This is a genomic window from Paenibacillus sp. FSL R10-2748, from assembly GCF_038005565.1.
GTDB lineage: Bacteria > Bacillota > Bacilli > Paenibacillales > Paenibacillaceae > Paenibacillus > Paenibacillus polymyxa_B.
This window is the reverse complement of the sequence record NZ_JBBOTK010000006.1, coordinates 82,921-95,968: the sequence shown is the minus strand read 5'-3', so window position 1 is coordinate 95,968 and position 13,048 is coordinate 82,921. Positions and strand designations below refer to the sequence as shown.

Genomic DNA, 13,048 nt, shown 5'->3' with positions numbered 1-13,048 from the left:
CAATCAGGAAGTAAGAAATGAGGAACTACATGTATAATATCAGCGTTTTGGCATTTTTGAAAGATGTCAATACAGAACGGGCGTTGCGTCTTTTTTGTGAACGATTTGATTCGGCTGAACATGCCCTCTGGGAAAAAGGTATGCGTCTCCTTCATCAGTATCATGCTGCACGGCATACAGGAGTGACCCTGGCTGTCTCCAGCGCACTTCAGCATATGGACGATCGTCATGATATTTACGTTGTTGATCTGCGAGAATACGGCGAGGAAGAGCTGGATCGCTTATATATCGCAAAAACATGCGAGTTGATCCTACTGACGGACGGGGCAACGGAAACCGCTGCGAGGTTTGCTGCACTCCAGCGCCGTACTCCCCGGTTGCTGTGCGCACGGCTACCGCTGGTCAGCTACGAGCTGGAATGCCTGATGCAGGCTATTTTGAGCCGTCTTGAACAGAATGGAGGGGACAGGGAAGCATGAAGCAATGGGCTTTGTTGAAACCAGGTTGGCAAAAGCTGATCCTGTACCTGATCGTTCTGGGTGTGACATTGTTCTTGGCCGCTGTGCTTCAATGGTTTGTTGTGCGGCAATTCAGTGGTCACTTGGCGGAGATTCAGAACGAGCAGCTCCAGTATGAGGTACAGGAACTTTCCAGCAGCATAACCGAGCGTTATGCTGCATGGCAGACTGAACTGAAGGAGCTGTCGTCCAGTCTGGGCAGAGATATGCTGAATCAGGGAACACGCCAGTATCCTGAAGGGTTTAAGCGTGAAAGCGGCGGGGCCTTTTATGTGCTGGATGAGCAGTATCGTGTGATGGTCGGACGAGACAATCGTGAGATGAAAAGTGCGGTCCAGCAGATTAAATGGCTGCAAAATGGTTGTGCAGTAAGCTCTTTTGTGACAGAGGATCATCAGCCTGCCCAGTATATAGCATGCAGGATTCAAGGAGCGCAGATGGGCGGTTTTATGGTGCGCACGGTTGACGCTGATATGCTCAGCGGGATTATTAAAAGTAAACCAGTTAACCAGCATGAGACTTTATTTTATAACGGTCAATTTAAGGTCGTAGCTTCCCGAAGTACTCCGGATATTAACCGAACGGACATCACGGGCGTAACCCGTAGGCTGCTGGAGGGCAATACAGGTGTCATTGAAGATGACGGTGAGAAACACGGAATAGGATTCAGCCGGATTGGTGAAGAGGCCCTTTACATATCGGTTAAGGATGTCAGCGAGGATACAGCACAGCGAATCAGCTCCTTTCGCAAACAATTGTGGATGGTCATGGTTCTGATATTGTTCATTCTGTGGGCCATGCTCGTACAGTTCCGCAAAAGGATTGTAAAGGATGCCATCGTGAACAATCAGGTGCGTGACCAACGGCGGGATGAAGATATGCGACAGCAGCAGGACACATATTATTTGCCGTTAATGCAGACGATTGAGCAGCAGCTACAAGAGCTGCAAGAGCAGACTAGCCGTCTCACAGGCGGTGATGATTTGAAGCTGCTGGGATTTTATCATGATCTAGCAAACCGTTTTGAAGCGGCTTCCAGTCAGGGAAAAGGAGCCTCTCATGAGGAACTGGAGTATTTTCGCGAGTTGAATGAAAATTTCATCCAGGGTCGTCTCAGACAGGAATCCTCACTGGGAGAGTTACTGACGGGAGTCCGTAGCTTGCGCGATGAGCTGGAAGAGAAGATGCATGATAATAGTGGAATTAGCTTTACAGATATGAATGAAGTATTGTCTGAGTCGCTGAAATGGGCGAACCGTTCATTGAACATGAAGAACATTCAAGTGATCTTGCGGCAAGAGCCTGTTCCATCGATTGCAGCACAAGCACCCATGCTGTACAAAACGATTCAGGGGCTGCTGGAAAATGCAGTTCAGGCCATGGGCCAAGGTGGAGAGCAGCCTGAGAATCAGGAAAAGGGCCGAACAGGTCTGCGGTCCAAGCGGCAATCTCAAGTGCTTAAGGTTAGTTCACGGCTGGAAGAAGGAGAAATTATTATTAACATTGAAGACACGGGCGGCGGGATTGATGATAAAATGCGTTGGAGCTATTTCCAGCCAGACTATTCCCAAAACTCCCAGGAGCATGCGTTCAGCCTGTATCATATGGATGCATACCTGAAGACCATAGGCGGTCGTTTAAAGCTGCGTAATACCGATCAGGGCTTGCAGGCAATCGTTCGTTTGAGGAGATAGGCCCAAGATAACCGACAGATATACGAGAAGTTCAAGAGAGGGGGACAAGCATGAAAAAATGGATATTTCGCTACCGCTACGATATGGCGGCAATGATGTTGATGCTGATTGCGATTGTTGCATATCTTGCACCCATCTATGGACCAGGGCAAATTGTGTTTAGCGACATTGCTTTTGGAGCCACCTCTCATCGGTATCTGGAGGAAATAACCGGAGTATGGAACGAGCGATGGTCTACCTCGACCTTGTTCAATGCTCCACGTATCCTGTACATCTTGCCCTTCTATGGACTGTCACTCTTATTTGACGAAAGCGGCCCGGTCTTGCTCAAGTCGTTTATTACAGGCTTGTTATTTGTTTCGGCATTTTCGATGTATGCCTTTGCCAAGCGACTGGTCAGCGTGTATTATTCACCAAGCTTTACGAAGACCCGTATTTTTGCCATCATGGTCGGCTCGTTGTTTTATGCGCTGAATCCGTGGGTTATTTTCCGCATTCAGCATATTTATTTGCTCTGTGGATATAGTTTGTTTCCGTTAATGCTGCGATTCTTTTTCAGTGCGGTGGACCCCAAGTTTCAAATTCAACAAATTAAAAACTATCATCCCCACAAGTTGTATCAGCGAAACTGGATCGACCTGTTCCTGTTGGCTGCGGTATTCACCGTTAGTGCTGCGGCAATTCATTATTTTTTCTTCGGTATGATTTATTTGGGATTGTTCACCATGTTGCTATTGATCAAGTTGACCTGGACCCATCGTAAGGCCGGTCGCACCTATTTGCAGCCGTTATACGGCAATTTTTTGCGTAAAGGGATCATTTTTGGCGTGTTTTTCGGTCTGCTCAGTTTTTATTGGTTGTCTCTATATGTCGGTAGCATGTTGATGGACGCTCAAGCGTCTCAGCATAATATTAACGTCGTGGATACGTTGTCTCTGTTCAGCCGCAACAGCAGCTTAGATAATGTGGGTTATTTACTGAGCTATTGGTGGCCCATGTTTTCCTTGTCCTCACTGCCTGTCATGTTTTATGTAGGAGGGGGGTTTTTGTTGCTATTGATCGGGTATGCAATGTTGACACGTTCACATAAAAATCCGATCATTCTGATCTTCTCGCTACTTACGTTGCTGTTTCTGGTTGCAGCTACTGGGACGACGTTTCCATCCATTGCCAAGTGGTTTGTCATTTTGGTTACGAAAACCCCTGTGATTGGTTCGGTTTTCCGTGATCCTAACAAATTTATTGGACTGATTGCCCTTAATTTCGGGGTGTTGCTGACCTTCGGTGTTATTCAATTTATGGAATGGTTCGGATCATCCCCGTTGCAGCGTGTATATAAAAAGCTGGCGGTAGTTATTGTCGTTTTGTGCCTGGGGATATATTTTGCTCCCTTGCGTACTCAGTTCATTGAGGGGTACTACAAGCCGGTACAAGTGCCGGAGGCTTATGGTCAAATGGCTGAAAAGCTGACTGACCCGGATCGTTTCGATAGCAAGGCATTATACTTTCCGATTGCTGACAATATGATTCAGAGCTATAACGGAGTAGCCACGCCCAAATGGAATAAAGGGAAGACCGCAAACGAAAAGGCAACCGGAGATTTTCAGGTATACTCTTCTCCTAAAAATACGATCTTTCATCATGAGGGGAATGATCCCGGCATTACATACTATATGAATTTTCTGCAGTATGTCATGGACAACGGATTAAGCTCCCGATTAGGCTGGCTGTTCTCTACCTTTGGGGTCAATCAGTTGGTCTACCATGATGAATATGTGGGGCAGGAGAAGCGGCAGGATTTCCACCTGTCTCAGCTGGAAGGTCAGACCGGGCTGAAACGTACGTACCAGAACGGGCTATTTTCCATATTCAATCTCGATCAGACACCGCCCTATATGAACATCCTTGCGAGTAAAATTGTAACACCTTACGGTTTTAGCCGACTGGAGAGCTACAGTCATCTGCCTGGTTTTGATTTTAGCCGCTTTGGGGTGCTGTTCAGTGCGTTAAAGCCTGAGCTAAAAACCATCCAGATGATTAACAAAGGGGATTATGTGGAAGCGGCGTCCTTTAATGACTTGTTGTTGTCACAGCTTCCAGCCGAGGATTACTTACGCCCTTTTGATGCCATTGAGGATGGTAATGCCTTTTTAAAATGGTCCAAAACCTTTGCCTCGACTAACGATTGGTTATGGTATTTATCCTCCCAAAATATACGGAACTTTCCGTTCGATATGGAAATGGATGCAGGGATTGCGGTCACCTTTGCCAGTAAGAAGCTGGATGTGGCCCCGTATCAGATGAGCAGTATCGAAGGGAAGACGGTCGTGGACTTTGATTCCATGTTGCGGACCGAAACCTTCTTCAAGCCGGATAATCCGCAGTTGTTCAGTGTGCAGGCTAATCCCCGTGAGGAATTGAATGATGTGCCAACTCTGCACGGCGAAATTATGAAGGGAGACCCGAGTAATATATGGCAGGTCGCTAGATCGGGTTTGCTGGAAGCCAAGGAAAATAATCCGTATCAGTTCCAAATTACTGTTTCCGGTCGCGGAACGAACAAAATGCATGTGAAAATGAGATTTTATGATAAGCAAATGCGTGAACTGGGGGTTAGCTATGTCGTGGCGCCTTCGGAGGGATATAATTTTGACAGTGTGAAATTTTACGGGGAATACGTGTCGCCGCCCGGTAGCTATTGGATGCGAATGGATTTGTTAACCCTACAGCGTCCACAGCAAAAAAATTACTGGTGGATTCATGATATCCAGCTGCGTGATTTGGGGCAATATAGCAAGCCTAATACGTTTACGATGCACAAAAAACTGGATCAACCTCAAACCTCGCATGTATATGCTAGAGTGTTTATGAATAAGGCAGGCGGAAAATTACAAGTCACACTGCCGGACAAAGTGGTTAGTATCAAGACTCAGGATGATGGTTTAAACCAATTTCAATGGGTGGATCTGGGAGAACATGTTTTTCCAAAAGGAGATACTCCAGTCACGGTTAATAACCTGCAAGGCTTTAATGCGATCAATCAATTTGCGATTGTCCCTGTGGATCAGCTAGATCAGCTATCTTTTCCAGTGGAGCAGGCATTGAAGCGGGGCAAGCTTTTTTTCACCTTGGAGGCAGAGAGCGATTTTAACGCACAAGGGAATGTACAGACGGAACGTGCTTTACCAAGACTTAGTATGGGGCGGGGGATCAGCTATCAGAAGGGGACGTTAAGCAGGGATGTGGAAGTCGCCAAAACGGGAACCTATGCCACAGCTATTTTGGCTAATCTCCCCGCTGGGTACCAGGGGTCATTAACGATGAAGTGGACGAATGAAGAGACGGGAAAGGTGCTGACCAGAACGATTCGTACGAAGGAGTCGTATAAGCGGCTACCCGCGACCTCTTTATCCGAAAAGCAGGTTATTGAAACGGTGCCCGATCAGGATGGTTTTGCCAAGAAAATCATACAAATTCCCGGTCTGCTGAATGACTACGGCCGAGTCGAATTTAAAAATCTGTTCCTAACCAAGGGGAAGTATCGCTTAACCCTTGTGCTGGATAGTCAGGTGCCGTCATTGAGCCGTTTTGGAGATATTCATCGAATGGCTGCGCAGGAAGTGACGGTGATGCCGTGGGAGGATACGAAGGAATCATTGAGCACGACGGATGTCGGATGTGTGGCGGATATTCGACCTGGGCAGACGAATCTGTCAATCAAGGACGAAGGACTCTCTATCCGTTACGCACCTAGCTATTCCTGTGACTGGAATATTTATGCGTCCAAGAAAATGAAGGCAGAGCCGCTGCAAGAGTATGCCGTTCAGTTGGATGCGCGATCAGAACAAATTGGAAGTCGGCATATGAAGGTCATTTTTTTGAATAAAGCGTCCCAGGTTCTCCAAACCTCCTATATTGATGAGGTGGAGGAGAGAGATAAGGAACAATGGAATCATTATGATCAAATTGTGAAGGCTCCGGCAGGAACTGCCTTGATGCAGTTTCAGATTTTGGCGCATGCGCACAAGAAGCAGTCAGGCTTATTTCAAATGAAGCAATATTCCATCATCCCTTATCAAGCCATGATTACAGTGGATCAGTTTACGTTGTTTGAGGGATCGGATATGGATACCTTTTTTATGGCTCCACATGCATCGGAGAGCATTCAGGCAACTCGTGAAAATTCCATGGAACGCAGTTTTACGCTATATAATCCAACGCATGAACAGGTGCTGATCCGGGAGACCGAATCACCCAATCCACTGTGGGAGTTCAGGCTAGGTAGCGAAAATCAGCGAGCCCGTCTGTCCGTCAATGGAGTGACTACCGGATTCATTACCAATGGTAACGGGAACGGGAAAGTCGTCGTTATTCTGGCTTCCGCCTACCGTTTCGGCTGGGTACTGTTCCTCATAGGGATACTGGGTGGAGCAGCTTGTTTTCTTCCTTATCGGCGATGGAAGAAGCGAAATCTTTCATAAAAAGCAAGCTGCTCAGTGGGGAAATGGGTAGCCATGATACGGCTACATCTCATATTTGTAGCCTCTGCCCCAGACGGTACGGATATGCTGAGGATTTTTAGGGTCACGTTCTATTTTTTTGCGAAGGCTGGAAATATGTACGTCGATGGTACGATCCAGATAAGCGCCATCTCCGCCTTTGATCCGATCCATCAGCTCGCTGCGGGTAAAGACTTTACCTGGATTGCAGGACATCTCTTTTATAATGGAAAATTCAATTTGAGTGACTTCTATTTCTTGGTCATCGACTAACAGGCTATGACGGTAATCATTCACCCACACTCTTACCTTTTTAAGCTTTTGAGTTACCGTTTGCGATTCAATGGGCATGTTGGGGCCGCAGCGGCGCAGCAGGGCTTTGATGCGGGCATTTAACTCTATCAGGCTGAATGGTTTGCATAAGAAGTCATCTGCTCCGTCGTCCAGAGCCTTTATTCTTATATTCAGCAGGGTGTTATTAGAGATAACCAGCATAGGGACCGTAGTAAATTGACGGATTTGGCTGATCAGCGCACATTCGACTTTACCGGAAAACATTAGAGCGGTCACAATAATATCGGGCTTAAAACGCATAAGTGTAGGAATTGCAAGTTTAGAGTCATAGATAAGTTCGGTATGATAGCCTTCCTCCTGCAGATGAAGAGCAATCATATCTGCCAAACTTTTTTGATCTTCAATGATGAGTATTTTTATGGGCATGACTGACATCTCCTGTACGGATAAAGATACAATTACATTGCATAAGTATGTATTTTCCACGATAATACATACTTATGTATTCGGCAGAAATGCGAAAATCGAACAGTCCTATAATGAAAGAAAAATATTAATTTAGAGGAAGAAGGTTGCATCTTTGCGAATGATTTTATTATCTGGAGGTTCGGGTAAACGTCTATGGCCCTTATCCAATGTGAACCGCCCCAAGCAGTTTCTTTCTATTTTACGTCATGATGAACGTCCAGAAAGCATGCTGCAACGAATATGGAGGCAATTAGATGAGGCGAATTTGGCAGATGAGGCCTATTTTTCAACGAGTGGAACTCAGGCCGAGCTGATTCGGGGGCAAATTGGCGGAGATGCTGTAGTTATTGAGGAGCCGACTCAACGGGATACCTTCCCGGCCATTTCCCTGGCTACGGCCTACTTGCATGACGTTGCAGGTGCATCACGCGATGAGATCGTAGGGGTCATGCCTGTGGACGGGTATGCGGGGGATGAATTTTTCGAGCATCTGCGTAGGCTTCCTTCGATATTAGAGCAATCAGGAAGCCATATCGCATTAATGGGGGCTGCCCCAACGGAGCCCTCAGATAAATACGGATATATTGTGCCTTCAGCCTCTCCTTCACTTGACCAGCCATATTACAGGGTTAGTTCATTTGTTGAAAAGCCGGATCTGATCCGTTCAGAAGCGTTGATCCGTGAAGGGGCCTTATGGAATTGCGGGGTGTTTGCTTTTAGACTGGGCTTTTTGTTGGATATTCTGGAGCAAATGGGTTTACCAGCCGACTATGAATCTCTTTCGACAAATTACGCAGACTTACCTAAAACTAGCTTCGATATTGCGGTAGTAGAGCATACTCATAAGCTCTCCGTGCTTCCCTATCATGGAGAGTGGAGAGACTTGGGCACATGGGATTCCTTGGTACGGGAAGTAAGTTCGAAGCTGAGTGGCCCGGGATATATTTCAGAAGCTTCACATGACTCGCATATCATCAATGAACTGGAGATTCCGGTTAGCATCTGGAATGTTCCAGACATTATTGTCGTTGCTGGTCCAGATGGCGTGCTGGTTACGGATCGACAGTCGTCAACAGGAATTAAGGATATGGTGGCAGAAATTGAAATCGGCCCGCGTTTTGAGGAGCGCTTCTGGGGAAAGCAAACCGTATTATCCCATCAACAGGCGGCAAGTGGATTGCAGACAGTGACCAAACGCGTGGTCATTTCAAATGGGAGATTTATCAGCTATCATGAGCATCAGTTTCGTAAAGAAGTTTGGACTATAGTTTCTGGAACCGGGAGTGTCTCTATCAATGGCGTGACACAGACAGTCAGCCCTGGTGAGGTCATCGTCATAGAACCCGGTACAAAGCATTTTATAGGGGCAGTAGAGGGAGATTTAGAATTCATTGAGTCACAAATCGGACATATCGTATCCGAAACGGATATTATCCGATATGAATTTCCATGATTCGATTGACGATCATACTCTATGAAGTGTCTACAATATAGGGACTGATAGATACGAACGAGGTTTATCAGAAGGCAGTGAAGAGTAGTAGGAACTATTTTTTATGAGAGCTTAGATGACCTGTACATTCCTAAAAAAGGTATTCATGCGCTACACGAATGAATACCTTTTTTTGCATAAACAGTTCTTTGTGTGCGTAATGAAATGGATAGAAAAGAGACTTATAAAATAAGTTTCTTGGAGGTCAGCCACTCTTTTACAGCGTCTGTACTGAGGTCTCTTTTAGGCGTCCATTCTATTTTATCAACCAGCTTGCCGTTTCTGAATTCTGCAATGGTGGGGGTGTATTTAACGTTGTAATCCTCTTTGAATTTATTCCATTGGGGCTTGTCCTTATGGATTTTGTGAACGTTCAAAAAAGTAATTTTAGAGCCTAGATTATACTGTTCGATCATCTTGTTAAAGTTAGGCTCAAACCTATTGCAGTCGCCACAACTCGGTCTGCCGACATAGACAAATACACTTTGATCCTGTTGAATCAAACTCTTAAAACCATCAAATGTAACCGCATTCAAGTGGTCATATATTTCTGGGTAATTGCTTTTGCTCGCTTGGATTTCTTTGTCTTTTTGTTGAACAACCTGCTCTAGGTCTTGAAATTTAACTACAGCTGAAATAGCGATACCAATGACAAGCAACACAATGACACTTAACCCGGCGATATATCCTTTTTTCACAGAAATCCTCCTTTTTTTACATTCTTACACTTACAATAAATGATATTTCCATTTTTCGCTGTAACACTTGTCTCATTATGTATAAAAAAAGAAGCTTTCCATGGGGAAAGCTTCTTTAATCAGCATTTTGCATAATTCGATTCCCAACGCTTGTAAGTACAATATATAGACGAACTAAAGCGTTTCGATCTATATACTGCTGATTTGAAAACGCTCCTGGGATTTATGCAAAATGCTCTAGTCTGAAAGTTAAACGTTAGACCACAACAGTCAACAAGTAATCCTCACGCTTCACTTCAGTTTCCATTGTGTTCAACACATCCAGGTATTGAGCGGAATTTGTTACGATAATCGGCGTAGCCGTAGTATAGCCTGCCGCCTTAATTTGCTCGATATCAAATTCAAGCAACAGTTGTCCTTGCTTAACTATATCGCCTTCCTTGACGCGCTTGTCAAAGAATTGTCCTTTCAGCTTCACTGTATTAACACCCACGTGAATCAGAATTTCTGCTCCGTCATTGGAAGTAATACCGATGGCATGTCCGGTCGGGAATACTGTCGTAATCGTTCCATTGACAGGAGATGTCAGCACACCCTCTGTAGGATCAATTAGGATTCCTTTCCCCATAGCACCTGAAGCAAAAGCAACATCAGAAGATTGTTCCAAAGGCAATACTTTACCTTGCAGTGGGCTTACGAGAATTTCTTTCTCGATTGCCACTTCTTTCTTTACGGGTGCAGCTTCTGTTTTTGCAGTTTCTTCTTTTGGATCATCAAAGCCCAAAATCATAACCAATACAACTGCAAGTACAAAGGCAACGAGCAAACCGATGACTACCCACAAGAATCCAGGTCCGAAATAAGTCGGCAACGCCAGTAGACCCGGTAATGCAAAGGATTGTGCGTGCGCTCCGCCAGAAGCGATAATCGCCCCGCCGATTGCTCCGGAAATACAAGCATAAATGAACGGCTTTTTCAATTTCAAAGTTATTCCATAAATTGTTGGTTCTGTAATCCCAAAAATAGCGGCCAGCGTAGAGGAACCTGCCAAAGCCTTCATCTGAGTGTTCCGGGATTTCAGGAATACCCCCAATGTTGCACCAGCCTGAGAAAGTACGGCTGCTGTAAGCATCGGAAGCATCGTGTCATAGCCCAATGTTGCAATATTCGACAGCATGACCGGAACGAAGCCCCAGTGTACGCCGAAAATAACAAACACTTGCCAGAATGCCCCGGCAACAGCCCCGGCAATTAGTGGGCTTAAATTGTATACCCATGTAAAACCGTTTGCCAAGCCCTGACTGATCAGGTTACCTACTGGACCAAAGGCCAGAAATGTTAACGGAATAACGACCAGGAGCGAAAGCATCGGCACGATAATGTTTTTAACCGATTGATGGATAAAGGAATTGAACCAGCGCTCCACATAGGACTGAACCCAGACCGCGAGAATAATTGGAATGACACTGGAACTGTAATTAATCAGAATGATCGGAATACCTAAAAACGCCAATCTTTCTGGGTTGCTTACCGCCGCTATAACTGCTGGATAGACCAGAGCTCCAGCGATTGCCACCGATACAAAGGTGTTTGTCTTAAATTTACGGGACGATGTAATAGCCAAGAACACAGGTAGAAAATAGAAAACACTGTCGGAAGCTGCACTTAGGATCAGGTACGTACCGCTTTTATCATTAATCCATTGAAAAGATAAAATTAACGCCAGTAGCCCTTTAAGCAAACCTGCCCCGGCAAGAGCACCAAGAATGGGAGAAAAAATGCTGGAAATGATATCGACTGCTTTGCCAAGAAAATTCGTTTTTTCAGAAGATTCTTCTTTTTTGGCATTAGGATTATCTGCATCCTGCAAATTCGTTTCTGCCATCATATGCTCAAACACTTGACCTACATTGTTACCGATGACCACTTGAAACTGGCCGCTGCTTTCCACTACTGTAATGACACCAGGGGTTGCTTCCAGTGCGGCTTTGTCTGCTTTTGTACGATCATTTAATTTAAATCTCAAGCGTGTAGCGCAATGGAATACCGAATTGACATTCTCTTCGCCACCAACGAGGGTCACTATTTTTTTAGATAGTTCTTTATCACTCATGTTCAGAACTCCTTATGGGTTATTCTTGCTACTGATAGGATTTACTGTTTACATCTGTTGCTAAGATGCGCCGGCGTGCACCTTTTTAAACTTGTAAACAAGAAAAACCTAAACTCGTGGTGAAAACTACGCACTCTCCTATAGAGGAACGTCGATTTCACCATCAGTTTAGGTTTTGCCTGCCTTACCAGTCACAATCCATGAACGATGAGGATATGAAGTTGTTAATCTTATATGTTATTACGCTCAGTAACCCGATGAATATGGATAGTTAGATATACGTATTCATCCTTGCTTAAATATTGATCGTATGTTTTTTCCAGATACTCATTGATCTTTTGGGCACAAGCAAAAGCTTCGGTATACGTCTGCTTCACCTGGTTGTACAAAAATTCTTCACCACTGTGAATGACTTCTTTGCGAATCACTCGCATCGCAAAATATTGCAAATGTGTCAAAAATCTCGAATAGCTAAAAGAAGACTCATCCAGCACAATTCCGTAATGATACGTAATAATGTTCAATATATGTTGGACAATCTCGGTCATTTTCAGTGTAGATTTCATTTCGTTACCGTCGATCCGTGCATTCACCATATGCAATGCAATAAATCCTGCTTCATCTTCGCCCAATTTTACTCCGAGCGTATTTTCAATTTTTTGGAGAGCATCCAGTCCAACTGCAAATTCTTTTTTGTAAAAGCGTTTAATTTCATACAGCATCGCGTTTTGGAGTGCCAGTCCTTTTTCTTGCCGTTGTATGGCAAAATGAATATGGTCGGTCAATGTTAAATAAATATTATCGCTTAACTCCGTATCCAGCACTTCCGTTGCATGGGTTACGATTTCATTCACGACCTCCAGATGAGACACTGGAATATCGTTCAGCAGTTCAGTTAGTTTAGCCGTGAACTCGTTTTCATTTAACATGAAAATCTTATCTATTTTATCATCATCGACTTGATCGCCAGCCACCTTTTTGAAGGAAATACCTCTTCCCATCACGATGACCTCTTTGCCTTTATCGTTTTTAGTCAATAGGACGTTGTTATTGAGCACCTTCTCAATAATCATTGAAGTTCCCCCTCCCATCCTTTACCAATAAAAAATGCCTAAGCACAATTCAACACTATTGTTAGCAATAGCACTCAATTGAACTCAGGCATTGCCCGCATCACCGGTCACAATCCTTCGATATAGTGCTATTGTAGCACAAAAAAAAGCGATTTCAACATATTTTATTCTGATTCGACAAAAAATATTTCATATCAAG

At 44.7% G+C, this 13,048-nt stretch carries 7 protein-coding genes and 1 pseudogene; 4 read left to right on the top strand and 4 right to left on the bottom strand.

Translation table 11 applies throughout. The annotated features are described in order from the left end of the window. Positions 1-29 precede the first annotated feature (29 nt). Genes NSS66_RS18535 through NSS66_RS18525 form a run of 3 tightly spaced genes read left to right on the top strand, consistent with a single transcriptional unit; the run spans position 30 to position 6,693 of the window. The gene (locus NSS66_RS18535; protein ID WP_023990008.1) at positions 30-479 is read left to right on the top strand and encodes a hypothetical protein; all 450 of its coding nucleotides are present in this window, start codon (positions 30-32) and stop codon (positions 477-479) included. Continuing rightward, positions 476-2,212: an ATP-binding protein gene (locus NSS66_RS18530; RefSeq protein WP_076264937.1), complete on the top strand. Its 1,737-nt coding sequence runs from the start codon at positions 476-478 to the stop codon at positions 2,210-2,212. Before NSS66_RS18535 ends, NSS66_RS18530 begins: the two co-directional genes overlap by 4 nt. Before the next feature lie 50 nt (positions 2,213-2,262). Beyond that, positions 2,263-6,693 carry a hypothetical protein gene (locus tag NSS66_RS18525; RefSeq protein WP_340959527.1) on the top strand — a complete coding sequence of 1,477 codons (4,431 nt, stop codon included), beginning with the start codon at positions 2,263-2,265 and terminating at the stop codon, positions 6,691-6,693. A gap of 42 nt (positions 6,694-6,735) precedes the next feature. On the opposite strand, the gene NSS66_RS18520 is transcribed toward NSS66_RS18525, so the two are convergent. Continuing rightward, entirely contained in the window at positions 6,736-7,431 is a 696-nt protein-coding gene (locus tag NSS66_RS18520; protein WP_023990005.1) for a response regulator transcription factor, read from the bottom strand. Positions 7,432-7,591: 160 nt separating this feature from the next. Here NSS66_RS18520 and NSS66_RS18515 point away from each other — a divergent pair. Further along, a pseudogene (locus NSS66_RS18515) lies at positions 7,592-8,951 on the top strand (sugar phosphate nucleotidyltransferase). Positions 8,952-9,147: 196 nt separating this feature from the next. On the opposite strand, the gene NSS66_RS18510 reads toward NSS66_RS18515, so the two are convergent. The 3 genes from NSS66_RS18510 to licT form a co-directional block, all read right to left on the bottom strand. After that, positions 9,148-9,663 carry a thioredoxin family protein gene (locus tag NSS66_RS18510; protein ID WP_028541550.1) on the bottom strand — a complete coding sequence of 172 codons (516 nt, stop codon included), beginning with the start codon at positions 9,661-9,663 and terminating at the stop codon, positions 9,148-9,150. Positions 9,664-9,919: 256 nt separating this feature from the next. After that, positions 9,920-11,776, bottom strand: coding sequence for a beta-glucoside-specific PTS transporter subunit IIABC (locus NSS66_RS18505; protein WP_340959525.1), 1,857 nt, complete (start codon positions 11,774-11,776; stop codon positions 9,920-9,922). Positions 11,777-12,006: 230 nt separating this feature from the next. Beyond that, entirely contained in the window at positions 12,007-12,849 is an 843-nt protein-coding gene (gene licT, locus NSS66_RS18500; RefSeq protein ID WP_023990001.1) for a BglG family transcription antiterminator LicT, read from the bottom strand. Positions 12,850-13,048 lie beyond the last annotated feature (199 nt).

Coding starts and splice junctions, on each gene's coding strand:
- NSS66_RS18535 (WP_023990008.1), top strand. CDS start 30: ATGTATAATATCAGCGTTTTGGCATTTTTGAAAGATGTCAATACAGAA.
- NSS66_RS18505 (WP_340959525.1), bottom strand. CDS start 11,776: ATGAGTGATAAAGAACTATCTAAAAAAATAGTGACCCTCGTTGGTGGC.
- NSS66_RS18525 (WP_340959527.1), top strand. CDS start 2,263: ATGAAAAAATGGATATTTCGCTACCGCTACGATATGGCGGCAATGATG.
- NSS66_RS18520 (WP_023990005.1), bottom strand. CDS start 7,431: ATGCCCATAAAAATACTCATCATTGAAGATCAAAAAAGTTTGGCAGAT.
- NSS66_RS18530 (WP_076264937.1), top strand. CDS start 476: ATGAAGCAATGGGCTTTGTTGAAACCAGGTTGGCAAAAGCTGATCCTG.
- licT (WP_023990001.1), bottom strand. CDS start 12,849: ATGATTATTGAGAAGGTGCTCAATAACAACGTCCTATTGACTAAAAAC.